24 protein-coding genes are annotated in these 21,716 nt (G+C 69.2%); 10 read left to right on the top strand and 14 right to left on the bottom strand.

The window, feature by feature from the left end; genetic code table 11:
• Window positions 1-178 precede the first annotated feature (178 nt).
• Complete coding sequence (locus VNW53_RS13855) at window positions 179-1,147, top strand: polyprenyl synthetase family protein (RefSeq protein ID WP_325556291.1); 969 nt, start codon at window positions 179-181, stop codon at window positions 1,145-1,147.
• Here VNW53_RS13855 and VNW53_RS13850 read toward each other — a convergent pair.
• From VNW53_RS13850 to fumC, 4 genes are read right to left on the bottom strand one after another with little or no spacing between them, the layout of a single operon-like run.
• Window positions 1,144-1,455: a CcdB family protein gene (locus tag VNW53_RS13850; RefSeq protein WP_325556290.1), complete on the bottom strand. Its 312-nt coding sequence runs from the start codon at window positions 1,453-1,455 to the stop codon at window positions 1,144-1,146. The two genes, VNW53_RS13855 and VNW53_RS13850, sit on opposite strands and share 4 nt — an antisense overlap.
• Window positions 1,456-1,701 (bottom strand): type II toxin-antitoxin system CcdA family antitoxin, encoded by a 246-nt coding sequence (locus VNW53_RS13845; RefSeq protein WP_325556288.1) that lies wholly within the window; start codon window positions 1,699-1,701, stop codon window positions 1,456-1,458.
• 49 nt (window positions 1,702-1,750) lie between these two features.
• Entirely contained in the window at window positions 1,751-1,999 is a 249-nt protein-coding gene (locus VNW53_RS13840) for a hypothetical protein (protein ID WP_325556287.1), read from the bottom strand.
• 47 nt (window positions 2,000-2,046) lie between these two features.
• Window positions 2,047-3,438, bottom strand: coding sequence for a class II fumarate hydratase (fumC, locus tag VNW53_RS13835; protein ID WP_325556286.1), 1,392 nt, complete (start codon window positions 3,436-3,438; stop codon window positions 2,047-2,049).
• 119 nt (window positions 3,439-3,557) lie between these two features.
• Here fumC and VNW53_RS13830 point away from each other — a divergent pair, with 119 nt between their 5' ends.
• Genes VNW53_RS13830 through VNW53_RS13820 form a run of 3 tightly spaced genes read left to right on the top strand, consistent with a single transcriptional unit; the run spans window position 3,558 to window position 4,545 of the window.
• On the top strand, window positions 3,558-3,878 hold the full coding sequence (locus VNW53_RS13830) for a YbjQ family protein (RefSeq protein ID WP_325556285.1): 321 nt from the start codon (window positions 3,558-3,560) through the stop codon (window positions 3,876-3,878).
• 17 nt (window positions 3,879-3,895) lie between these two features.
• The gene (locus VNW53_RS13825) at window positions 3,896-4,354 is read left to right on the top strand and encodes a RusA family crossover junction endodeoxyribonuclease (RefSeq protein WP_325556283.1); all 459 of its coding nucleotides are present in this window, start codon (window positions 3,896-3,898) and stop codon (window positions 4,352-4,354) included.
• Window positions 4,354-4,545 carry a DUF2007 domain-containing protein gene (locus tag VNW53_RS13820; RefSeq protein WP_325556282.1) on the top strand — a complete coding sequence of 64 codons (192 nt, stop codon included), beginning with the start codon at window positions 4,354-4,356 and terminating at the stop codon, window positions 4,543-4,545. Before VNW53_RS13825 ends, VNW53_RS13820 begins: the two co-directional genes overlap by 1 nt.
• Window positions 4,546-4,630: 85 nt before the next feature.
• Here the strand turns inward: VNW53_RS13820 and VNW53_RS13815 are convergent, their stop codons facing one another.
• The 4 genes from VNW53_RS13815 to VNW53_RS13800 form a co-directional block, all read right to left on the bottom strand.
• On the bottom strand, window positions 4,631-4,918 hold the full coding sequence (locus tag VNW53_RS13815; protein ID WP_324943050.1) for a DUF1153 domain-containing protein: 288 nt from the start codon (window positions 4,916-4,918) through the stop codon (window positions 4,631-4,633).
• Window positions 4,919-5,083: 165 nt separating this feature from the next.
• Window positions 5,084-6,460, bottom strand: coding sequence for a flagellar hook protein FlgE (locus VNW53_RS13810; protein WP_325556281.1), 1,377 nt, complete (start codon window positions 6,458-6,460; stop codon window positions 5,084-5,086).
• 111 nt (window positions 6,461-6,571) lie between these two features.
• Window positions 6,572-7,267 (bottom strand): flagellar hook assembly protein FlgD, encoded by a 696-nt coding sequence (locus VNW53_RS13805; RefSeq protein WP_325556280.1) that lies wholly within the window; start codon window positions 7,265-7,267, stop codon window positions 6,572-6,574.
• A gap of 7 nt (window positions 7,268-7,274) precedes the next feature.
• Window positions 7,275-8,849, bottom strand: a complete 1,575-nt coding sequence (locus tag VNW53_RS13800; protein ID WP_325556279.1) for a flagellar hook-length control protein FliK — start codon at window positions 8,847-8,849, stop codon at window positions 7,275-7,277.
• A 406-nt stretch (window positions 8,850-9,255) separates the two neighbouring features.
• Between VNW53_RS13800 and flgK the strand changes: the two genes are divergently transcribed.
• The 5 genes from flgK (at window position 9,256) to VNW53_RS13775 (ending at window position 15,300) form a co-directional block, all read left to right on the top strand.
• Window positions 9,256-11,376, top strand: coding sequence for a flagellar hook-associated protein FlgK (gene flgK / locus VNW53_RS13795; RefSeq protein ID WP_325556278.1), 2,121 nt, complete (start codon window positions 9,256-9,258; stop codon window positions 11,374-11,376).
• Between the two features lie 44 nt (window positions 11,377-11,420).
• A complete protein-coding gene (locus VNW53_RS13790) occupies window positions 11,421-12,356 on the top strand; it encodes a flagellin (RefSeq protein ID WP_325556277.1) in 936 nt (311 codons plus the stop codon).
• A 140-nt stretch (window positions 12,357-12,496) separates the two neighbouring features.
• Window positions 12,497-13,681 (top strand): tRNA 2-thiouridine(34) synthase MnmA, encoded by a 1,185-nt coding sequence (gene mnmA, locus VNW53_RS13785; RefSeq protein WP_325556275.1) that lies wholly within the window; start codon window positions 12,497-12,499, stop codon window positions 13,679-13,681.
• 192 nt (window positions 13,682-13,873) lie between these two features.
• Window positions 13,874-14,062, top strand: coding sequence for a hypothetical protein (locus VNW53_RS13780; protein WP_325556274.1), 189 nt, complete (start codon window positions 13,874-13,876; stop codon window positions 14,060-14,062).
• A gap of 44 nt (window positions 14,063-14,106) precedes the next feature.
• Window positions 14,107-15,300, top strand: a complete 1,194-nt coding sequence (locus VNW53_RS13775; protein ID WP_325556272.1) for an acetyl-CoA C-acyltransferase — start codon at window positions 14,107-14,109, stop codon at window positions 15,298-15,300.
• Between the two features lie 146 nt (window positions 15,301-15,446).
• On the opposite strand, the gene VNW53_RS13770 is transcribed toward VNW53_RS13775, so the two are convergent.
• On the bottom strand, window positions 15,447-16,130 hold the full coding sequence (locus VNW53_RS13770) for a DUF3617 domain-containing protein (protein ID WP_325556270.1): 684 nt from the start codon (window positions 16,128-16,130) through the stop codon (window positions 15,447-15,449).
• Between the two features lie 72 nt (window positions 16,131-16,202).
• Between VNW53_RS13770 and VNW53_RS13765 the strand changes: the two genes are divergently transcribed.
• Entirely contained in the window at window positions 16,203-16,490 is a 288-nt protein-coding gene (locus tag VNW53_RS13765) for a GNAT family N-acetyltransferase (protein WP_325556268.1), read from the top strand.
• 235 nt (window positions 16,491-16,725) lie between these two features.
• Here VNW53_RS13765 and VNW53_RS13760 read toward each other — a convergent pair whose 3' ends face one another.
• From VNW53_RS13760 to VNW53_RS13740, 5 genes are all read right to left on the bottom strand, one after another.
• Entirely contained in the window at window positions 16,726-17,022 is a 297-nt protein-coding gene (locus VNW53_RS13760) for a hypothetical protein (RefSeq protein ID WP_325556266.1), read from the bottom strand.
• A gap of 401 nt (window positions 17,023-17,423) precedes the next feature.
• Entirely contained in the window at window positions 17,424-17,792 is a 369-nt protein-coding gene (locus VNW53_RS13755; RefSeq protein WP_325556265.1) for a type II toxin-antitoxin system VapC family toxin, read from the bottom strand.
• Window positions 17,789-17,974 (bottom strand): type II toxin-antitoxin system VapB family antitoxin, encoded by a 186-nt coding sequence (locus tag VNW53_RS13750; protein WP_325556263.1) that lies wholly within the window; start codon window positions 17,972-17,974, stop codon window positions 17,789-17,791. Before VNW53_RS13750 ends, VNW53_RS13755 begins: the two co-directional genes overlap by 4 nt.
• A 161-nt stretch (window positions 17,975-18,135) precedes the next feature.
• Entirely contained in the window at window positions 18,136-20,385 is a 2,250-nt protein-coding gene (uvrB, locus tag VNW53_RS13745) for an excinuclease ABC subunit UvrB (RefSeq protein WP_325556262.1), read from the bottom strand.
• 222 nt (window positions 20,386-20,607) lie between these two features.
• Entirely contained in the window at window positions 20,608-21,519 is a 912-nt protein-coding gene (locus VNW53_RS13740) for an alpha/beta hydrolase (protein ID WP_325556261.1), read from the bottom strand.
• Window positions 21,520-21,716: the final 197 nt, after the last annotated feature.

The following is a 21,716-nucleotide window of genomic DNA, read 5'->3' as shown; positions in this document are numbered from 1 at the left end:
TCATCCGTGAACCAAGCTAACGCGATCCGGGAGGCGGGTCCGCTTGACCGTGCCCTATCGCGTCACCATTGTCCCTCGCAACGGCGGCCGCTCCCCCACGGTCCGGCCGCTACCGCCAGGAGTTGAGGTCCGCTTGGCCGTCGCCGCACGCCCCATCGTCGCCGAAAAGCCGCCGTCCCTGGATGCGCTGTTGGTGCTCGCGCGCCCGGACATGGCCGCCGTCGACAGCTTGATCCGCCGCCATATGGATAGCCCGGTGCCGGTGATCCCGGCGCTCGCCGACCACCTGATCGCCGGCTCCGCCAAGCGCCTGCGCCCGCTGCTCACCGTGGCCGCCGCTCGCCTCGCCGGAGCCCGCGACGACGCCTGCCTGAAGCTGGCCGCCGCGGTGGAGTTCATCCACACCGCCACCCTGCTGCACGACGACGTGGTGGACTCATCCGAGCTGCGCCGCGGTCGGGTCGCGGCCCACCTGATCTGGGGGGCGCCCTCCAGCGTGCTGGTCGGCGACTTCCTGTTCGCCCGGGCCTTCGAGCTGATGGTCGGCGCGGGCTCCATGCCGGCGCTGGAGATCCTGGCCCGGGCCAGCCGCGTCATCGCCGAGGGCGAGGTGCTGCAGCTCACCCGCGCCCACGACCTGGATCTCTCGCAGGAGGTCTACCTCGACATCATCCGGGCCAAGACCGCCGAGCTGTTCGCCGCAGCCGCCGAAGCCGGCGCGGTCAGCGCCGGCGCCTCGCCCGAGCGCTGCCGGGCCCTGCGAAGCTACGGCCAGGACCTGGGCCTCGCCTTCCAACTCGTCGACGACGCCCTGGACTATTCGGGCGACAGCGAGACCCTGGGCAAGAACCCGGGCGACGACTTCCGCGAAGGCAAGGCCACCCTGCCGCTGCTGCTGGTCATGGCCCGCACGGGCGCGTCCGAGCGCGAGTTCTGGATCCGCACCGTCGACCGGCGCGACCAGACCGACGCCGACTTCGACCGTACGCGCGAGCTGATGCGCCAGACCGGCGCCCTGAAGGCCACCCTGGAGCTGGCCGCCGGCTACGCCGCCAGCGCCAAGGCCGCCCTGGCCGACTTCGGCGCCAACCCCTGGCGCCCGGCCCTGGAAGACCTCGCCGACGTCGCGGTCGCGCGGACGGCCTAGAAGCCGGTGAACAGACGGTCGAGGGCGCGCCGGATTTCGTAGTCGTATTCGGTCACGGCCCCTGAGCGCCGCCCGAGCCTCGACGGCTCAATGCCCGCAAGCTCAGGGATCGACAGGACATATCGTTCGCCGCCGAAGACGATCTTCACGCTCGCTTCCGAATAGGCCGATCGATCGTCATCGATAAGCAAAGGTGCGACGACCGTCGTGGGGGTCGCAGCCAGGAAATGGGATTGCAGAACCACCACATATGGAGCGGCTTCGCGGGAGCGGACCGACGGATTCGGGTAGACGTCGAACTGACGCAACTACCAGGTCCTCAAATCCTCGCCGAACACGCCGTACTTCTCTATCCGTTCTCGATGGGCCTTGATCGCTTCGGCGTTCTCTTCGGCCCACGCCCGCGCGCGGGCGTCCTGCTGCTCCGAGGTCATCCGTCGGACCATCTCGCGTCGGATGGCGTGCTCGGCGACTTCCTCGGGGGAAATGCCCGCCGCCTGCGCCTGCGCGAGCAAGTCGGCGTCCAGGTGAATGTTTGGCTCAAGCTTGCCCATGGCGCGAATGCTAACGCGAACCCGTCCGGTCGTCATCCTCAGGGGGATCTCAAAGCTTGTTGAACGGGTGCGGCAGCTGGCCGGACTTGAACAGGATCACCGGGTTCTCGTCATAGTCGCCGAGTTCGGTGTCCGCCGTCGCCGAGAACGCCACCACGCCTAGCCGCAGCGGCGCCAGCCGTTCGGCCTTGCGGCGCGCCTCCTCGGCGGTCTTGCAGCCTACCTGCGGCTCGGCTTTCAGCGCCTTGCCGCGCCCGGCGACATAGGTCTGCAGGATGTAGACGGTTTCACTGGCCATGACCCACCCACGCGCCCGCCGGCGAGTCCCGTCAATGGTCTGGGGCCTCACCCCGGACGGATCATGTCTTCCGGCCGCACCCAGGCGTCGAATTCCTCGTTGGTCACATAGCCGCCGCCGACCGCCTCGTCGCGCAGGGTGGTGCCGTTGGCGTGGGCGGTCTTGGCGATCTTGGCGGCCTTGTCGTAGCCGATGTGCTCCTTGAGCGACGTCACCAGCATCAGCGACCGCTCCAGGTTGGCCTTGATGTTGTCCTCGCGGGCTTCGATACCCACCACCATGTTGTCGGTGAAGCTGACGCTCGCGTCGGCCAGCAGGCGGCAGGACTGCAGGAAGTTGTAGGCCATCACCGGGTTGTAGACGTTCAGCTCGAACTGGCCTTGGCTGCCGGCGAAGCCCATGGCCGTCTGGTTGCCCATCACATGGGCGCAGACCATGGTCAGGGCCTCGGCCTGGGTCGGATTGACCTTTCCCGGCATGATCGAGGAGCCGGGCTCGTTTTCCGGCAGCGACAGTTCGCCCAGGCCCGCGCGGGGGCCGCTTCCCAGGTAGCGGATGTCGTTGGCGATCTTGAACAGGGCCGCGGCGGTGGCGGTCAGCGCCCCGTGGCTGAACACCATGGCGTCATGGGCGGCCAGGGCCTCGAACTTGTTGGGGGCGGTGACGAAGGGCAGGCGGGTGATCGCCGCGATCCGCTCGGCCACCTTCTCGGCGAAACCGACTGGCGCCGTCAAGCCGGTGCCCACCGCCGTGCCGCCCTGCGCCAGCTCATAAAGGCCGTAGAGCGTCTCTTTCAGCCGGCGCGTCGACATCGCCGTCTGGTGCGCGTAGCCGCCGAACTCCTGGCCCAGAGTCAGCGGGGTGGCGTCCTGGGTGTGGGTGCGGCCGATCTTGATGATGTGGTCGAACTGCGCGGACTTGGCTTTCAACGCAGCGTGCAGGTGCTCCAGCGCCGGCATGACGCTGCGGGCCACCTCCTCGGCGCAGGCGATGTGCATGGCCGTCGGATAGGTGTCGTTCGACGACTGGCTCATATTGACGTGGTCGTTGGGGTGCACGGGCGTCTTGGAGCCCATCACGCCCCCCAGCATCTCGATGGCGCGGTTCGAGATCACCTCGTTGGCGTTCATGTTCGACTGGGTGCCGCTTCCGGTCTGCCAGACGACGAGCGGAAAATGGTCGTCGAGCTTGCCGTCGATGACCTCCTGGGCCGCGGCGACGATCGCCTCGGCGATCTTGGGGTCGAGCTTGCCCAGCGCCAGGTTGGCCTCCGCGGCGGCGCGTTTGACGACACCGAGCGCCCTGACCACCGGGATCGGCTGCTTCTCCCAGCCGATCCTGAAGTTCTGCAGGGACCGCTGGGTCTGGGCGCCCCAGTAGCGGTCGGCGGCCACTTCGATGGGGCCAAAGGTGTCGGTCTCGGTGCGAGTGGCGGTCATCGCGGGGGTCCCAGCTTGCAATCTCGCGGGTCTAACCGCCCCCGCGGCCAGCGGCAACGGGCGTGGCGCAGCTCCGGAGCGAACGGTATAGGTGGGCGTCCAGCTCGGAGCCCTGACCCATGCTCGTCGCGACCACCAACGATCTTCCCGGCTACAGGATCACCAGCCATATCGGCCTGGTGCGCGGCGTGACGGTCCGCTCGCGCAGCGTGCTCGGCAACCTGGCCGGCGGCCTGCAGTCGATCTTCGGCGGCAACATCACCATCTACACCGAGCTCGCCGAGCATGCCCGGCAGGAGGCTCTGGACCTGATGGTCGACCATGCCCGCCGCGCCGGCGCCGATGCGGTGATCGCCATGCGCTACGACGCCAACGAGATCATGGAAGGCATCACCGAGGTCCTGGCCTATGGCACGGCGGTGAAGGCCGAGCGCGTCTAGGCCCGGCGCGGCTCGCCGTGGACGACGCCTGGACCCAGCACGGCAAGGTACGCGCCCGCGAGGCCGAGGGCGTCCTGGAGCTGGTGGTCGACGGTCTGACCACCCAGGCCAAGTACTATAAGCCGCTGATCTACGAGTTCTTCCGCAAGGCCTGGCGCGGCGCGCGCCCAGCCCCCGGGTCGCTCGCGACCCGAGAATCCTTGCTCAGTCCGTCGCCGCCCTGGGGCGGCGATGGGGGGGAGTTCGCCGTCGAGATCCGCATGGAATATGTCGGCGATCCGCCCTGGCTCGACCTCGACAACCTGGCCAAGGCGATCCTCGACGCCATCAAGGGCTACGCCTTTCACGACGACGCCCAGGTGGCGCGGCTGTTGGTGGAACGCGCGTCCGGCGAGCGGGAGCGGATCACGGTCACGGTGCGCCGGCTGTCGGGCGCCGGGCGCTCGCCGCTGCTCCGAGCAGGCGAGGTGCGCTGATGATCGAACTGGTGAAGACCACCGACCTGGTGCGGCTGGGCTATCTGAAGATGCTGCTGGAGGAGGCGGGCCTGCACCCCTTCGTGTTCGACGGCGGATCGGCCTATGCCGGCGTCATCCCCGCGCGGCTGATGGCCCCCGAGGACGAGGCGGAGCTCGCCCGCCATCTGATCGCCCAGGCCGAAGCCTGACGCCCGAAACGCAGAACGGCCGCGCCCCTGTACGAGGGCGCGGCCGCAAAGTCGCCGATACCCCTTGCGGGGAAGTCTGAGGGGCTCAGCGGTACTGCTGGAGCCGAGTCGTCCGCAGGCCGGCCAGGCCGTGGCGGTCGATCGACCGTTGCCACGCGAGGAACTCCTCCGAGGTCAGCCGATAGCGCTCGAGGGCGTCCTCCAGGGAGAGCAAGCCCCCGCGGACCGCGGCCACCACCTCGGCCTTGCGGCGGATGACCCAACGGCCGGTATCCGCCGGCGGCAAGTCCCTCAGCGTCAACGGCGCGCCCGTGGGGCCGATAACATACGACTCCCCGCGGCTGTTCGTGCGCGTCTGCTGTTGCTGCAACATGGCTTTACGCCTTTCCCACCATCACTGTTGATGAGAACAATACGACGCGGCCCCTAACAGCCACTGAATCGTATTAGTGAATGAAGCCGTAATCATCTTGATCTCCGTGTACTAATTCGGAACAGTGTGGATTTCACACTCGGTTAATCTCAATTAAGACTAACTCTACCGGATGATGTTGATGAGTTCGTCCAACATGGTGTCGGCCGTGGTGATGATCTTGGACGACGCCGAATAGGCCTTCTGGGTGGTGATCAGCCCGGTGAACTCCGTGGACAGGTCGACCGTGGAGGCTTCCAGGCTGGAGGGCGAGACCTTGCCCGCCCCGCCCGCGCCAGGCGTCTTCAGGGTCATGGTGCCCGCGTTGAGGGTCCCGGCGTAGGCGTTGCCGCTGACCGCCTGCAGGCCGTCGCTGTTCGGGAAGGTGGCGATGGCCACCTGGGCGATCTTACGGACCTGGCTGTTGTCGAACAGCGCCGAGACCACGCCGTCTGTGCCCACTTGGACACCGACGATATTGCCGACCGCGGCGCCGTTGGAGGTCACCGAATTGACCGTCGTGGCGGCCGCCAGTTGGGTGAACTGGCTCAGGTCGAAGCTGAGCGGCTGCGCGGCGATGCCGAGGGCCGCCGACCAGGCCGGCGCGGCGCCGCCAGAGGCCGCCAGGTTGATCGTCGGCGGCGAACCGGCCGGACCGAACAGGGTGGAGTTCGCCAGGTCGATCGAGCCGTCGGTGTTGAACTTCACGAGGCCGGCGGCGATCTGGCCGTTCGGACCGGCGGTGGTGACGTCGCTGGCGGGGACGGCGTAGATTTCGGCGTTCCAGGTATTCGGCGTCGCGCTCTTGGAGAACGCCAGGGCGAACTTGTGGGTGCCGCCCATGGAATCGACGACGGACAGGTCCATCGGCGGCGCATCCGGCGCAGTGCCCACGCCCGTCGCGGCATAGGCCGCCATGCTCTTGGTCGCAGCGTTGTAGGTCGCCGCGCCGGCCGACACGGGAGTGGTCTGGTCGAGGTTCGCGCTGATCCCGAGGTTGCTGGTCTGGCGGACGGCGGCGCCGAGGTTCTTGACGTTGATCGGGCCGATCTTGCTCAGGTCCGACGGATCGGTTGCGAAGGTTCCGTTCGCCTGCACCGGCCAGCCTTGCAGGTAGAGGCCGGCGTCGTTGACCAGGAATCCGTTGGCGTCCGGGGCGAACGCGCCGGCGCGGGTGTATTCCCGTGGGTCCGCCGCCGTCAGGCCTGCGCCCTTGGTGGTCACCACGAAGAAGCCGTCCCCGCTGATCGCCAGGTCGGTGGTCGACGAAGCGCTCTGGATCAGGCCCTGCTGGCTGACGAACTGCTGGCTGGTGCCCTGTACGCCGCCGGCCGAATACTCGCCCTTGACGGCCTGCGAGGTCACCATGCTGGAGAAGTCCACCTGGTTGCGCTTGTAGGCGGTGGTGTTGACGTTGGCGATGTTGTCGGAGATCGCCGCCAGCGCCGAGGAGTTGGCCACCAGGCCAGAGACCCCGGCCAGCAGTGCCGAATTGATGCTCATGGTTCTATCCGTTCTTTCCTAGGTTGCCGCCTGCTGCGGAGGTCGACCGGCGATCGCTAGGCCGTGCAATGGGCGGCGTTTTGCCGTCCGGTTGATGGGTCAGGGCTCGGCTCACGAGGTCGCGGCCGTCTGGTTGATGCTGACGACCTTGGTCCAGTCGACGGAACCGCCGTTGACGATGATCGAGGCCGTGCCGTTGTTCTGGGTGACGCCGGTGACGACGCCCTGGACGTAGTTGGTGGTGGCGAGGGCCGTGCCGCTGGCGTCGGTGGCCGTCACCTTCAGGGTGTAGGTCCCGCCGTTCGGCAACTGCGCGCCGCTCAGGTCCTTGCCGTTCCAGGTGAAGGCGTGGTCGCCGGCCGTGAGGTCCGTGGGCGCCGTGGAGCTGACGACATTGCCGTTGGAGTCCAGCACCTGGACCTTCAGGTCGGCGGCGGCGGCGGGCAGGTTGTAGGTCCACTGGGCCTGGCCGTTGGTCAGGTTGGCGGTGTCGCTGACCGCCTTCACCTGCTTGCCGATCAGGCCGACCGCGGTGGCCACCCCGCCGGAGGTGTTGGAGACCACCTTTTGCAGCAGGCTGTTGGTGTTGAGCTGCTGCTCGACGCCGGTCATCTGCACCAACTGCGCGGTAAACTGGTTGGAATCCAGCGGCGCGGTCGGGTCCTGGTTCTTCAGTTGGGTCGTGAGCAGCGTCAGGAAGGTGCTGAAGTTGCTCGTCAGGCTGTCGAGCCCCTGCATCGTCGCGCCGGAGGCCGCCGAGGTGCTCGGCGTGGCCGCCGGGGTCTGGGTTGTGGGGGTGACCGTCATGATGTCCTCAGATCCGGATGTCGACGCCGGAGGTCGCGGGGCGTTGAAGGGAGAGTTGCGGGCCGATGTCGGCCGTGGTGTCGAGCGCCGCCTGGAAGGCGCGCCCGCGGAAGACGGCCCCGGTGTCGGGGGATTGGTTCTGGGCCTGCCCGCCCTGGCCGCTGTCGCTGGCCACGTCGAAGGACATGCCGCCCGAAAGGTCGAAGCCGGACTGCTCCAGCGCGTGCTGCAGGTCGCCGGCGCGGGCTTTCAGCTCGGCGGCGGCCTGGGGCGTGTCGAAGGACATGGCCGCCGACATCTTGCCGTCGGAGCCGATGGCCACGCGCACATCGACCTTGCCCAGGCCGATGGGGTCGAGCTGCAGGTCGAACTGGCTGGAGCGGGCGTCGAGCTTCTTGATGATCTGGGCGGCCAGGTTGGCGACGGTCTGCGGCGAGCCGCGCACCTCGGCCGCCGCGGCCTGGGCCAGGAGGGCCGGGTTGGTGGCCGGGGCATTCGGCCCGTTCGCCACGGCGTCGGCGACCGACGTCGGGGCGCCCCCCGGCTGATCCGCCTGGGCGCCGGGCGCCGGGTCCTGCCCGGAAAAGCCGCCGCCGGCGTCCCCAGAGGCGGCCTGGCCGATGGCCGCGACCGCGACCATGGGCTGCAGCACGTCGGCCGCCTTGGCGTTGGCGGTCGCGGTGGTCGCCACCGCGGACGGGGCGCCCAGGGTGGTCGGGGCCTTGCTGGCCTCGACGCGGGTCGTTTTCGACGTGGCGGCCGTGGCGCTTGCCGATTGAGCCGCTTGAGCGGTCTGGGCGGATTGCGCCGCGGCGTTGGCGGCCGCGGCGGTCTGGACCTGCGGGGCGGCGGCCGCCGCGGACGGCTCAACCTGCGGCGCCGGCGTGGGAGGCGTGGCCGCCGGGGCCGCCGCAACGGTCTTCAGATCGGCCTGCGACAGCGCCGTCTGGGGCGCCGCCAGGTTCGGTTGCGCCGTGGCGGTGGCGGACGCCTTGACGCCCGCGCTGTCGGCGCTCGTCGCGGCTGCAGGCTGGGCGCCCGCGACGGCGAGGGCGAGAGCCGCGGCCGAGCCGGGGTTTGCGTCGGCGCCGACCGGAGCCGTGGATCCGGCGGCCTGCGCCGGCCCGTCGACCTTCGCCTGCAGGCCCGAGGATGTGAATTCGCCGACGACGAAGGCCGTGGCGCCGGTGGCGCCGGTCACGGCGGCGGCGGCGTTGGGCTGGGCGGTCGGGACAGCCTGGGCCGCGGGTGCGGCGAGCGCGGCGGCCAGGGCCTGGGTGGCGTCCGTTGCGGCGGCGGGGGCGTCAGCCGAGGTCGCACCGTCGCCGGCGGCCGCGTCCTTGGTCTTGCCGTCCGCGTTGCCGGCCTTGGCCGCGCCGGCGGCAGGCTTGGCCGCCGCCGTTCCGGTCGACGTCCCGGTCGTGGCGGTCTCCGCGCCGTAGAGCGTCGCGAGCATGGCTTCGAAGATCGCCGGCAGGCCCTGCGTCTGGGCATGCGCGGATCCATGGTTGGCGCCGGCGCCGGCCGCGGCGCTCTGGCCGGGGGCTGGGGACGGGGCGGGACTGATCGCGGCAGCGGACATGCGCTTCGGATGCCTTGGATCTGGAGGGATGCTCGGACGCCTGCTGCGTCGGGATCATTCGGATGTCCTGGAGCAACCTTTGCGCCAATTCCGGAAGTCATTGATTTGGAATGATTAAGAGGGGTCTCGCGAGGGCCCGCTTCAGGGGCCGCGAGCGGAATTTGCCGGGCCGTTCGGCGCTGGGTGGGGCGTTTCCTGCCGCCCCGGTCAGCGCCGGCGGGCCCGGGCTGCGGGGGGCGTTCCGCGAACTGGCGCCGGTCTTGCGGCTGATGAAGCAAACTCGCCGGCCCCAGGAGGGGTCAATGTTGAAAACAAACAAGAATTACCGGCCTCTCGCGCAGGCGTTCCATCTCGCCCCGGCAGAATCCGCCGGGCTGCGCATCAGTCTTTGCCGGGGGGAGGCTTAATGGCCATCGGTTCCCTCTCCAGCGCCTTGTCGGCGGCGACCTCCGGCCTGCAGGCTGCGCAGGCCGCGCTCAGCGCGGTCTCCGACAACATCGCCAACGTCAACACGCCCGGCTACACGCGCAAGACCGTCGTGCAGCAGGAGCAGGTGGTGGCGGGCGCCGGCGCAGGCGTCAACGTCACCGGCGTCCAGCGGGTCACCAACCAGTACCTGCAGGCCGCCAGCCTGACCGCCGGCGCGGATTCCAGCCGCTACAGCGTCTATTCCTCGTTCCTGGACAGCGCCCAGGCCCTGTTCGGCGACCCTTCGGCCAGCGACTACTTCTTCAACCTGCCCAACCAGATCTCGGCGAACTTCGCCAGCGCCGCCAACGATCCGTCCTCCAGCCTGCTGGGCGGCCAGGCGCTCAACTCGGTGAGCAACTTCCTCAGCGACGCCAACCGGATCAACACCCAGATCGGCGCGCTCGGCTCGACCGCCACCAGCCAGATCAACAACGACGTGACCCAGGTCAACAGCCTGCTCACCCAGATCGACAGCCTGAACACCGACATCGCGCGCGCCAAGGTCAGCGGGGGCGATTCCACGGGCTCGGAGAACATCCAGTCGCAACTGCTGAACCAGCTTTCCGCCCTGATGAACGTGCAGATCAGCGCGCGTAGCCAGGGCGGCGTGACGGTGCGCTCCACCGAGGGCGTGCAGCTAGTGGGCGACGGCGGCGCCTCGACGCTGGGCTACAGCGCCACCGCCACCACACCGGGGTACATCACCGCCACCACGCCCGGCGCCTCGAGCGGTCCCCAGGCGATCACGGTGAGCTCCGGGGAGATCCGCGGCCTGCTCGACCTGAAGAACGTCAAGCTGCCCGGCATCTCCGACCAGCTCGGCGAGTTCGTCTCCCGCGCCGCCCAGGCGCTGAACGCCGCGAGCAACGCCTCGACGGCGTCGCCGCCGCCGGCCTCGCTCACCGGGCGCAACACCGGCCTCGACCTGCCGACCGCGGTCAGCGGCTTCTCCGGCCAGAGCACGGTGGCGATCACCAATTCCGCGGGCGTGGTGCAGAAGACCGTCGCCATCGACTTCACGGCCGGGACCATGAGCGTCAACGGCGCGCCGGGCGTGGCCTTCACCCCGGCGAACTTCCTGGCCCAGCTCAACACCGCGCTCGGAGCGTCCGGCTCGGCCAGTTTCACCAACGGGGCCCTGACCCTCGCCGCCACCGGCGGCAACGGCGTGGCGATCGACGAAGGGACCTCGCAGAAGGCCGGCCAGGGCTTCTCCCAGTTCTTCGGCATGAACGACCTGATCACCTCGACAGGCCTTTCGACCTACGACACGGGCCTGTCGGCCGGCGATCCCAACGGCTTCGCGCCGGGCTCCACCATCACCCTGCAGCTCTCCACGCCCGACGGGCGCCCGCTGCAGCAGGTCACGGTGGCGGTGCCCCCGGCCGGCTCCCCGACGATGGGCGACCTGGTCAACGCCCTGAACAACAACGCCAACGGCGTCGGCCTCTACGGGGCCTTCACCCTGGACGCCCAGGGCGGGCTGACCTTCACCGGCACGCCGCCGCAGAACGCCCAGATTTCGGTCGCGCAGGACAGCACCCAGCGCGGCGCTGGCGGGCCCTCGATGTCCCAGCTCTTCGGCCTGGGCGTCGGGCCCCGCTCGACCCGCGCCGACAGCTACCAGGTCAACCCCACCCTGTCGGCTACTCCGACCCTGCTGCCGATGGGCAAGCTGAACCTCGCCGCTCCCGCCGGCCAGTCGGCCATCGCCCCCGGCGACGGCTCCGGCGCGCTGGCGCTCTCCCAAGCCACGCAGGCCACCACCCTGTTCAAGGCCGCCGGCGACCTCGGCAACGTCAGCATGACGCTGGACAGCTATGCGGCGCAGTTCGGCGGCTCCATCGGCCGAGACGCGGCCACCGCCGCCAGCCAGTCCGCCAGCGCCACCGCGGTGCAGACCCAGGCCGACGCCAAGCGTGCGTCGGTCGAGGGGGTCAACATCGACGAGGAGCTGATCCACCTCACCACCTACCAGCAGGCCTACTCGGCCAACGCCCGAATGATTCAGGCGACGAAGGATCTTTTCACCACCCTGATGAGCATTCTTCCCTGAGCCTGGGCCTGACCGCCCGGCTCGGAGACTAAGAGGATCGAACCATGGTCGACCGCGTATCCACCCTCGGAACCTACTCCGCCATCCTGGCCAACCTGATGGCTGCGGAGAACAAGCAGACCAACGCCGAGAACCGGGTCTCGTCCACCAAGAACGGCTCGAACCTGAAGGACTTCGCCAACCAGGCCGAGACCCTGACGGCGATGCAGTCGGTCGACGCGCGGATCACCAACTATCAGGCGCAGAACAGCATCATCGCCGCCAAGCTGACCAGCCAGGACCAGGCCCTGACCTCGGTCGCCGACTCCGCCACGGCCGTGCGCCAGGCGATCGCCAATGCGCTCGCCACCGGCAGCGCCGACACCCTGATGCAGCAGGTGCAGGGCCAGTTCCAGACCGCGGTCAGCGGCCTCAACACCCAGTACGACGGCAAGTACCTGTTCGCCGGCGGCCAGATCAACACCCCGCCGGTGAGCGCGACCCAGCTCACCGACCTCACCGCCGGGCCGCCGATCGCCAGCTTCTTCCAGAACGACAACCTGCAGGTCCAGGCCAAGCTCGACGACACCACCACGGTCACCACCGGCCAGTTGGCCAGCAACCTGGGCACGCCCATGCTGACCGCCTTCCAGGCGATCCAGGCCTACAACGCCGGCCCCAACGGGCCGCTGAACGGGCCGCTCACCGCCAACCAGCAGGCGTTCCTCACCGCGGCCATGACCAACTGGGCGCAGATCGGCACGAACCTGACCACCGCGGCGGCCCAGAACGGCCTCGTCCAGCAGCAGGTCGATACGGTGAAGGCCAACCTCGACACCCAGCAGACGACGCTCACCAGCATGATCGGCAACATCACCGACGCCGATATGGCCAAGGCGGCCACGGACCTCTCCAACGCCCAGCTCACCGTCCAGGCCTCGGCCAAGGTGCTGCAGGCCCTGCAGGGCGACTCGCTGCTGACCCTGCTGCCGGTCGCCTAGAGCCCTTCCCACTCAGGTTGAATCGACCTGAGTGGATGAGAAGGGCTCCAGACAGGGCCTGGCTAGGCTCGTCGTAGGTTTCGGCGGCTTCTTCGCCGCGCGGCCTCGAAAAAGCGTCCCCGAACCGCTAGATAGCGGCCATGAACGCGCCCGTGCTCACCGCTGGACGGCTCAGCGACGGCCTGATCGAGGCCGCGCGGGAAGCCGTGCGCCTGCCCGCGGGGGCCCGGATCGTGGCCGCCATGTCGGGCGGGGTCGACTCGACCGTCACCGCCGCCCTGCTGGCCCGCGCCGGTTATGACGTGGTGGGCGTGACCCTGCAGCTCTACGACCACGGCGCGGCGATCCAGAAGAAGGGCGCCTGCTGCGCCGGCCAGGACATCCATGACGCGCGCACCGCCGCCGAGAGCCTGGGCGTGCCGCACTACGTCCTCGACTACGAAAGCCGCTTCCGCGACCAGGTGATGGAGGATTTCGCCGACGCCTACCTGCGCGGCGAGACGCCGATCCCCTGCGTGCGCTGCAACCAGACGGTCAAATTCCGCGACCTGCTGGACGTGGCGCGCGATCTCGGCGCCGAGGCCATGGCCACCGGCCACTACGTCCGCCGCGAGATGGGCCCGGCCGGCCCGGAGCTGCACCGCGCCGCCGACGCCAACCGTGACCAGTCCTACTTCCTGTTCGCCACCACCGCCGAGCAGTTGGCCTACCTGCGCTTCCCGCTGGGCGCCCTTCCCAAGCCCGCCGTGCGCGCCGCCGCCGCCGAGCTCGGCCTGGCCGTGGCCGACAAGCCGGACAGCCAGGACATCTGCTTCGTCCCCGAAGGCCGCTACACCACGGTCATCGACCGCCTGCGCCCGCAGGGCGCCGTGCCCGGCGACATCGTCCACCTGGACGGTCGCGTGCTCGGCCGCCACGAGGGCGTCACCCGATACACCATCGGCCAGCGCCGCGGCCTGAACGTCGCGGTGGGCGACCCGCTGTTCGTGGTGCGCATCGACGCCGACAGCCGCCAGGTGGTGGTGGGCCCGCGCGAGGCCCTGCTGACCCACAGCCTGACCTTGAAGGAAACGAACTGGGTCGGGGACGGCCCGTCCATCGAAGCCGCCTGCGAAGCCCGCCGCCCGGTCCTGGCCCGCGTGCGCTCCACCCGCGAGCCCGCGCCCGGCCGCCTGGCCCTGATCGACGGCCAGCCCAGCGTGGTCTTCGACGCCGCGGAAGAAGGCGTCGCGCCCGGCCAGGCCTGCGCCCTCTACGCCCCGGAAGCGCAAAGCCGCGTCCTCGGCGGCGGCTTCATCGCCGGGACCGTGCGGGCAGAATTCTAGGGCCGTGCGACGGCGAAGCCGTCCTTTGACCACCAGGAACGCCAAGATCGCCAAGGGACCCAGACTGGCTCCGACGTCTTGGTGTTCTTGGCGTTCTTGGTGGTTAGAAAGGGGACGATCCCGCTTGCGGGGGCTCAAAGGGTGGCAACTCCGCCCAGCGTTGGCCGTTCTCCCGCCAAAGGAGAGACGCCCATGCCCGCCAAGAAATGGATCGCCGGCGCGACGGAGAAGAAGGGCAAGCTGCACGACGCCCTGCACGTGCCAAAGGACGAGAAGATCCCCGCCGCCAAGCTCCACGCCGCCGCCAAGAAGGGTGGCAAGATCGGCAAGGAAGCCCGCCTCGCCGAGACGCTTAAGGGGCTGAACCACAAGCGCGGCTGAGCTCGTCCCTCCCCATGAAGGGGACGGAACGCTATATGGACCCCATGAACCATACCGCCGCCGACCCTGTCGTGATCGCCAGCTACGCCCGCACGCCCATGGGCGGTTTCCAGGGGGTGTTCGCCCCCGTGAAGGCCACCGAGCTCGGCGCGGCGGCCGTGCGCGCCGCGGTTGAGCGCGCCAAGGCGCCGTCCGACGCCGTCGAGCAGATCTTCATGGGCTGCGTCCTGCCCGCAGGCCTGGGCCAGGCGCCGGCGCGCCAGGCGGCGATCGGGGCGGGCCTGCCCAAGTCGGTGGAGGCCACGACCGTCAACAAGATGTGCGGCTCAGGGATGCAGGCCGCGATCATGGCCCACGATGCGCTGGCCGCCGGGAGCGCAGACATCATCGTGGCGGGCGGCATGGAGAGCATGACCAACGCGCCGTACCTGTTGAAGAACCACCGCGGCGGCGCCCGTATCGGCCACGACACCGCCTACGACAGCATGTACCTCGACGGCCTGGAAGACGCCTACGAGCCCGGTCGGCTGATGGGCGCCTTCGCGGAGGAGACCGCCAAACAGTACCAGTTCACCCGCGAGGCGATGGACGAGTTCGCCATCTCCTCCCTGACCCGCGCCAAGGCGGCCAGCGAGGGCGGCGCCTTCGCCCGGGAGATCGTCCCCTTCGAGGTGGTGACGCGGAAGGGCGCCGTGCTCATCGACACCGACGAGCAGCCGGCCAAGGCCGATCCCGCCAAGATCCCGACGCTGAAGCCCGCCTTCGCCAAGGACGGCGGCATCACCGCGGCCAACGCTTCCTCGATCAGCGACGGCGCCGCGGCCCTGGTGATGACCCGCGAGAGCGTCGCGCGCAAGCTGGGCATGACCATCGTCGCGCGCGTCGCCGCCCATGCCGCCCACGCCCACGAGCCCGGCCTCTTCACCACCGCGCCCGTGCCCGCCATCCAGAAGTGCCTGAAGCGCGCCGGTTGGAGCGTCGCCGACGTCGACCTGTTCGAGGTCAATGAGGCCTTCGCCGTGGTCGCCATGATCGCCGAGCGCGACCTCGGCATCGACCGGGCGAAGCTGAACGTCAACGGCGGCGCCTGCGCGCTGGGCCACCCCATCGGCGCCTCGGGCGCGCGCATCCTCGCCACCCTGCTCTCCGCCCTCGAGGCCCGCGGCGGCAAACGCGGCGTCGCCGCCCTCTGCATCGGCGGCGGCGAAGCCACGGCCATGGCCGTGGAGCTTGCGTAGCAGCCTCCCCCTCCCGCCGCGCAGAGGAGGCCGGGTTCCCCTTAGGACCAATCGACATTCAGGCCGGCGCCTAAGGCTGCCTCCTCCCCTTGTGGGAGGAGGAACGCCAAGCCACGGCCCATCCTCAGAATGAATGTCGATTCAGCCTAAGGCTTCGTCGCCTCCATCTGCTTCTTCATCTCCATCGCCTGGGCCCGCATCCTGGCCATGTCGGCGGAGGTCATGTGGCCGCTCGCGCCTGCGGCGCCGCCGCTCATCGCCTCGCCCATGTTGATCCTCATGCCGCCGGGAAGCGCCATGTCGCCGGGTTTCATGTCCGGCGGGCAGGGGCCTTTCCAGGTCGCCTCGATATTGACCTTGTGCGCCCCGTTGGCCTGCGCCATCGGCGAGCCGGCCGTCGTCGAGGTCACCGCCACGGTGTAGTGCGAGCCGAAATCCCCGGTCGCCGAGCCGTCCGAGGTCACCGTCCCGCTCTCGCCCATCGGACAGACCGAGTGGAAGTCCCAGCCCCCGCCCAGGTGCGGGTTGATCCGCTCCTCGGTGCAGCCGTTCTTGCCCGCCTCGCCGCCCCAGACCTTCATCCTGCGGTCGAAGGCCGCGTCCAGGCACATGCTGACGGTCTGATGCATCTGGCCGGTGTTGACGGTCTGCTCCCACAGCCCCGCCTTGCGCGTCGGCAGGCTCATCGGCCCGGCGGGCGCGGCGGCAGGCGCGGCGGCGGTGATGTCGACGGTCCGGGTGGTCTTCGCGGTGACGGTCTCGGTCGTCTTCTTGGAGCACGCCGCCAGCGCCAGCGCCGCGGCGCCGCAGATCAGGATCGCGCGTTTCATCTTGAACCCTCCCGGCCAATGCCCAGTTTGGAACAGAGGCTAGAGCCGAACCCTCCCGAGGAGAACCCAGTCATGTCGGACCCTGCCCTGCGCGACCCCAACCTGCGCGATACCGGCGCCCGCTACGAGATGGACGAGCAGGGCCAGACGTCCTACGCCGACTACCGCCGCGAGGGCGCGCGCCTCTACATCGACTACGTCTTCGCCCCGCCGGCCCTGCGCGGTACGGGGGCCAGCGGCCGGCTGATGGCCGCCATCGCCGCCCAGGCCCGCGACGAGAACCTGCGCATCACCCCCATCTGCGGCTACGCCGCCGCGTGGCTCAAGCGGAGCCGGGAGTTCGGGGATCTGGTGGGGTAGGGCCGCGCCCTTCTCCCCTTGTAGGGTGTCCCCGGTCTGAACATGGGAGAAGGTGTCAGGCGAAGCCTGATGGACGTGGGGTTCCACGGCGCCGGAAGGGCCTCAATCATCCCCTTTGTCCCGATTGTCCCGGCGAAAGCTGGGATCCAAGCCGAGTCAGCGACATCGCAAACGGCAGGAGCCGGACAGTGAGTCCGGGTCCCGGCTTTCGCCGGGACAATCGGGCGCTAGGACCTCACGTCCGCGCGGTGAGCGCTTCCAGCGTCTGGACGCGCGCTTCGCAGTCGTCGACGAAGCGGCGGGCCAGGTCGCGGATGCCGGCCGGATAGGCCTCGCCGCCCTCGGAAATCTCGGCGGCGATCTTCTCCGCGTCGGACATGGCGGCGATCAGGGCGCCGATGTGATCCTTGGCGAGCTGGCGCGCCTCGGCCTGCAGTCGACGCACATGCTCGGCGACGGTTTCGGCCCGGACGGTTTCGGGCCTTACAGCTTTAAGGTCGTTGTCCGCGACCACGGAAAGAGACGGTGACATGCGGTAATACCTCAAATCCCCAACCTCAGGTCTTGGACCGCCCGCCGTTCACCATGAACCGCTGAAGGGCTGCCCAGGCCTGTTGTCTCGAATACGGACGAGAACAGCACAGGTTCCCTGACCGCTGCATGAACGGCGCCGGTTGTTGGGGGGTGGGGATTCCGGGGCACAGCGGGGTAGGGAGAACGCGGACGACGCAACCTGCGACGGTTGATCCTCGTCGCCGCGTCCAGTGGCAACTATCCCCAGACTCACATTGGCCGATAGTGCTGCGTAGCTAATTTACCTGCAGGCCGCCACCGCCACCGCCACCGCCACCCACGACCGTGGCGCCTTCGACGGCGCGGCCGCTGGCGGCCTTGAAAGTGCCGGCCCGGGCCCGCAAGCGTCTGGCTTCGCCGTCACCTGTCGGCCGCCGCGATCCCCATGCGGACGGCGAGTTCGGCCAGGCGGCGATCGCGGGTCCATAGGGCTGTCTCCGGGCTGAGCCTTGCCGAGGCGAGCAGATGGGCGTCCGCGTAGCCGACGCCCAAGCCGTGCAACGCCTCGCGCTCGACGAAGCCTAGGACCTCGTCGTCCGACGCGACGACGGCCTGCGGCAGGGCGCGCAGGGAGGCCAACACGATCTCGCGCTGACGCAGGTTCCCCATCGCCAGCTCCCCGATCACCAGGGGATGGCCGAGCACCTCGCCGGCGTCGAGCCGCCGGGCGAGCAAGGGCTCGCCGCCGGCGAGGTGCTGGAGCCAGACGGAGGTGTCCGCCAGGATCATCGCCGACGCAGCGGGACCTCGAGGTGCGGCTGGCTCCCGCCGAGGCGGGCCAGCCGCCGCGCGCTCTCGCGCTGGATCAAGGCGGTGAGGGCCTCTCGGATCAGCGCGGACTTCTCCTTGAGGCCGGTGAGCTCCTGGGCCGCGGACAGTAGATCATCGTCCAGGGCGAGGGTGGTGCGCATCGTGCCAGCTCCGATTTGGGCACGAAACGCAGCATCGAATGATGCCGATTTCCATGCTCTAGTTCGGGTTGTTATGGCGGGCTCCGCGCCTTCCGTGGTTTAAAAAACCTGGGTCCCCGCCTTCGCGGGGATGAGCGGATCGGAGAGGCGCGAGGCGCTCCCTACAGCCGCCCCTTCCGGAACCGCTCGGCCGCCTCGGCGCGGGCCTCGGCCTTGACGCGCTTGACGGCGCCGCGGTCGACGTCCTCGCCGGGGGCGGTGAGGATCTCGTTGGCGAACTCCAGGTCGAGCATCTTCAGGCGCTTGATCTCGTCGCGCAGGCGCGCGGCCTCCTCGAACTCCAGGTTGGAGGCGGCGGCCTTCATGCGGCCCTCGAGGTCGCGGAGCGTGGCCTTGAAATTGTCGCCCAGGAACGGCTTGGAGCCGTCCTCGGCGACGCCCACCGGCACGGTGACGCGGTCCTTCTCGTAGGGGCTGGCCAGGATGTCCTTGATGCGGCTCTTGATGCTGGCGGGCGTGATGCCGTGCAGCGCGTTGTACTCTTCCTGCTTCTCCCGCCTGCGCTTGGTCTCGGCCATGGCGCGTTCCATGGAGCCGGTGACGCTGTCGGCGTAGAGGATCACCCGGCCGTCGACGTTTCGCGCCGCGCGGCCGATGGTCTGGATCAGGCTGGTCTCCGACCGCAGGAAGCCCTCCTTGTCGGCGTCGAGGATGGCCACCAGGCCGCACTCGGGGATGTCCAGGCCCTCGCGCAGCAGGTTGATGCCGACCAGGGCGTCGAACGCGCCCAGGCGGAGGTCGCGGATGATCTCGATGCGCTCCAGGGTGTCGACGTCGGAGTGCATGTAGCGCACGCGCAGGCCCTGCTCGTGCATGTACTCGGTCAGGTCCTCGGCCATCTTCTTGGTGAGCACGGTGATCAGCGAGCGGTAGCCGGCGGCGGCCACCTGGCGGACCTGGTCGATGACGTCGTCCACCTGGCTGAAGCCGCCTTTGGAGACCGGCTTGATCTCCACCGGCGGGTCGATCAGGCCGGTGGGGCGGATCACCTGCTCGGTGAACACCCCGCCGGTGCGCTCCATCTCCCAGGGACCGGGGGTGGCGGAGACGTGCACCGTGTCCGGGCGCATGGCCTCCCACTCCTCGAACTTCAGCGGGCGGTTGTCCATGGCGCTGGGCAGGCGGAAGCCGTACTCGGCCAGGGTGAACTTGCGCCGGTAGTCGCCGCGGTACATGCCGCCGATCTGCGGCACGGTCTGGTGGCTCTCGTCGACGAACAGCAGGGCGTTTTCGGGGATGTACTCGAAGAAGGTGGGCGGCGGCTCGCCCTGCCGGCGGCCGGTGAGGTAGCGGCTGTAATTCTCGATGCCGGCGCAGGAGCCGGTGGCCTGGATCATCTCCAGGTCGAAGGTGGTGCGCTGCTCCAGCCGCTGGGCCTCCAGCAGCTTGCCCTCGGCCACCATCCAGTCGAGGCGCTCCTTGAGCTCGTCCTTGATCTGGGTGATCGCCTGGTTGAGCGTGGGCCTGGGCGTGACGTAGTGGGAGTTGGCGTAGATCTTCACGCCCTTCAGGTCGGCGGTCTTCTTGCCGGTCAGCGGGTCGAACTCGGTGATCGCCTCGATCTCGTCGCCGAACAGGCTGATCCGCCAGGCGCGGTCCTCGTAGTGGGCCGGGAAGATTTCGATGGTGTCGCCGCGACGGCGGAAGGTCCCGCGCTCGAAGGCCGCGTCGTTGCGCTTGTATTGCTGGGCCACCAGGTCGGCCATCAGCTTCTTCTCGTCGAGCTTCTGGCCGGGCTCCAGGGTGAAGGTCATGGCCGTGTAGGTCTCGACCGAGCCGATGCCGTAGATGCAGGACACCGAGGCGACCACGATCACGTCGTCGCGCTCCAGGATCGCCCGGGTCGCCGAGTGGCGCATGCGGTCGATTTGCTCGTTAATCGATGAGTCCTTCTCGATGTAGGTGTCGGTCCGCGGGACGTAGGCCTCGGGCTGGTAGTAGTCGTAGTAGGAGACGAAGAACTCGACGGCGTTCTCCGGGAAGAAGCTCTTGAACTCGCTGTAGAGCTGGGCGGCCAGCGTCTTGTTGGGGGCCAGGATCAGGGCCGGGCGCTGGGTCAGCTCGATGACCTTGGCCATGGTGAAGGTCTTGCCCGAGCCGGTGACGCCCAACAGCACCTGGTCGTGCTCGCGGGCGTTGACGCCGGCCACCAGCTCCGGGATCGCGGTGAGCTGGTCGCCGGCCGGCTCGTAGTCGGAGACCAGCTTGAAGAGCTTGCCGCCCTCGGACTTGGCGGGGCGGTCCGGCCGGTGCGGCTTCCACAGCATCGGCATGGTGTTCTCGTCGTAGTCGAACGTCGCCGACATGTCGGCGACGCCGGCTTCGGCGGTGGGAGCGGGAGAACGGGCCATGAACCGCAAGGTAGGTCGGCTGCCGCCTGAGCGCCACCCCGCCGAACGCGGTTGCTGACAGCAAGGTGGCAGCATTCCCTCCCCTTCATGGGGAGGGTGGCGAGCGAAGCGAGGCGGGTGGGGAGGTCGGGTTCAAGCGCTGGCTCCGCACGCCGACCCACACTTCCCCACCCTGGCCGCTGGCGGCCTGTCCTTCCCCATGAAAGGGGAGGGAAGTGAGCTTCACCGCCGTTCGTTCAGCCAGTCCTTCACCGTGCGGTCGACCAGGTCCTGGGCGTCGTGCTGCACGAAGTGGCCGGCGGTGGGGATCATCAGGATGCTGGTGTCGGCGGTGACGTGGTCCCAGGCGCCGGCGTGGCCGGCGGCGTTGAGCGCGGTGTCCTTCATGCCGTGGATGATCAGCACCGGCACATTGATGGGCGGATAGGTCGCCGGCGGGGCGGCGCTGTCGCCGACCCCTTTGGGGTAGTTGGCGCGGTAGTAGTTCATCATCGCGCCGAAGTCGGAGCGCTTGAAGGCCTCGACGTAGCCGGGCTTCTCCGCCGGATCCTTGACCCAGCCGGCCAGGCCCTCGGCGGTGAGGTTCTTTTCCGAGCCCGGCTTCTGGAAGTTGCGGGCGTAGTTCGAGCCTTCCTGCTGGGCCTTGTTGGTGGCCAGTTCGCGGGCCATGCCGGCCGGGTGCGGCACGGCCATGATCACCAGCTTGTTGACCAGGTCCGGCCGGGCGAAGACCGTCTGCCAACTGATCGCCGCGCCCCAGTCATGGCCGATCAGGATGGTGTTGGCCTGGCCCTCGGCCTTCACCACCGCGGCGATGTCGCCGATCAGGTTGGGCATGGCGTAGGCCGCTTCGCCCTGCGGCTTGTCGGAGAGGTTGTAGCCGCGCATGTCGAGGGCCGCTGTCCGGTAGCCGGCGGCCGACAGGGTGGCCATCAGGGGCTTCCAGGTCGCCCAGTAGTCGGGAAAGCCGTGCACCAGCACCACCAGCGGGCCCTTGCCCTGGGTGACGTAGTGGATCTTCACCGGGCCGTTCTGGGCGTAGTGGTCCTCGATCTTCGCGGCGGGCGCGGCTTGCGCGGCGAGGGCCAGGGTCGTCGCCACGGCGATCGCGGCGGCGAAGGTCAGTCTGCGCATGTCTGGAAGCCTCCCGTTTGGGAGACCCTAGCACCGCTTACGGCGTAAACGGAAGCTCGCCGGTCACAAGCCGTGCGTGGCGTTGAGCAGGACGAAGACGCTGGCCGCCAGGGCGGCGAGCGCGAGCAAGATGTGGCGCACGTCCGCACGCTTTCCCAGTTCCTTGGGAGGATGTACGGACGCGGCCAGGCCTCGGA

Origin of the sequence: Phenylobacterium sp. (assembly GCF_035569475.1) — a bacterium.
In the GTDB taxonomy this organism is placed as follows: Bacteria; Pseudomonadota; Alphaproteobacteria; order Caulobacterales; family Caulobacteraceae; genus Phenylobacterium.
The sequence above is the reverse complement of the archived record's forward strand: the minus strand, read 5'-3'. Positions and strand labels throughout refer to the sequence as shown.

What these genes read in the sequence shown, in the direction of transcription:
- VNW53_RS13840 (WP_325556287.1), bottom strand. Translation starts at nt 1,999, where the DNA reads ATGGCCAGTGAAACCGTCTACATCCTGCAGACCTATGTCGCCGGGCGC.
- flgK (WP_325556278.1), top strand. Translation starts at nt 9,256, where the DNA reads ATGGCCATCGGTTCCCTCTCCAGCGCCTTGTCGGCGGCGACCTCCGGC.
- VNW53_RS13765 (WP_325556268.1), top strand. Translation starts at nt 16,203, where the DNA reads ATGTCGGACCCTGCCCTGCGCGACCCCAACCTGCGCGATACCGGCGCC.
- mnmA (WP_325556275.1), top strand. Translation starts at nt 12,497, where the DNA reads ATGAACGCGCCCGTGCTCACCGCTGGACGGCTCAGCGACGGCCTGATC.
- VNW53_RS13790 (WP_325556277.1), top strand. Translation starts at nt 11,421, where the DNA reads ATGGTCGACCGCGTATCCACCCTCGGAACCTACTCCGCCATCCTGGCC.
- VNW53_RS13775 (WP_325556272.1), top strand. Translation starts at nt 14,107, where the DNA reads ATGAACCATACCGCCGCCGACCCTGTCGTGATCGCCAGCTACGCCCGC.
- VNW53_RS13780 (WP_325556274.1), top strand. Translation starts at nt 13,874, where the DNA reads ATGCCCGCCAAGAAATGGATCGCCGGCGCGACGGAGAAGAAGGGCAAG.
- VNW53_RS13845 (WP_325556288.1), bottom strand. Translation starts at nt 1,701, where the DNA reads ATGGGCAAGCTTGAGCCAAACATTCACCTGGACGCCGACTTGCTCGCG.
- VNW53_RS13810 (WP_325556281.1), bottom strand. Translation starts at nt 6,460, where the DNA reads ATGAGCATCAATTCGGCACTGCTGGCCGGGGTCTCTGGCCTGGTGGCC.
- VNW53_RS13800 (WP_325556279.1), bottom strand. Translation starts at nt 8,849, where the DNA reads ATGTCCGCTGCCGCGATCAGTCCCGCCCCGTCCCCAGCCCCCGGCCAG.
- VNW53_RS13760 (WP_325556266.1), bottom strand. Translation starts at nt 17,022, where the DNA reads ATGTCACCGTCTCTTTCCGTGGTCGCGGACAACGACCTTAAAGCTGTA.
- fumC (WP_325556286.1), bottom strand. Translation starts at nt 3,438, where the DNA reads ATGACCGCCACTCGCACCGAGACCGACACCTTTGGCCCCATCGAAGTG.
- VNW53_RS13820 (WP_325556282.1), top strand. Translation starts at nt 4,354, where the DNA reads ATGATCGAACTGGTGAAGACCACCGACCTGGTGCGGCTGGGCTATCTG.
- VNW53_RS13815 (WP_324943050.1), bottom strand. Translation starts at nt 4,918, where the DNA reads ATGTTGCAGCAACAGCAGACGCGCACGAACAGCCGCGGGGAGTCGTAT.
- VNW53_RS13770 (WP_325556270.1), bottom strand. Translation starts at nt 16,130, where the DNA reads ATGAAACGCGCGATCCTGATCTGCGGCGCCGCGGCGCTGGCGCTGGCG.
- VNW53_RS13740 (WP_325556261.1), bottom strand. Translation starts at nt 21,519, where the DNA reads ATGCGCAGACTGACCTTCGCCGCCGCGATCGCCGTGGCGACGACCCTG.
- VNW53_RS13750 (WP_325556263.1), bottom strand. Translation starts at nt 17,974, where the DNA reads ATGCGCACCACCCTCGCCCTGGACGATGATCTACTGTCCGCGGCCCAG.
- uvrB (WP_325556262.1), bottom strand. Translation starts at nt 20,385, where the DNA reads ATGGCCCGTTCTCCCGCTCCCACCGCCGAAGCCGGCGTCGCCGACATG.
- VNW53_RS13830 (WP_325556285.1), top strand. Translation starts at nt 3,558, where the DNA reads ATGCTCGTCGCGACCACCAACGATCTTCCCGGCTACAGGATCACCAGC.
- VNW53_RS13755 (WP_325556265.1), bottom strand. Translation starts at nt 17,792, where the DNA reads ATGATCCTGGCGGACACCTCCGTCTGGCTCCAGCACCTCGCCGGCGGC.
- VNW53_RS13805 (WP_325556280.1), bottom strand. Translation starts at nt 7,267, where the DNA reads ATGACGGTCACCCCCACAACCCAGACCCCGGCGGCCACGCCGAGCACC.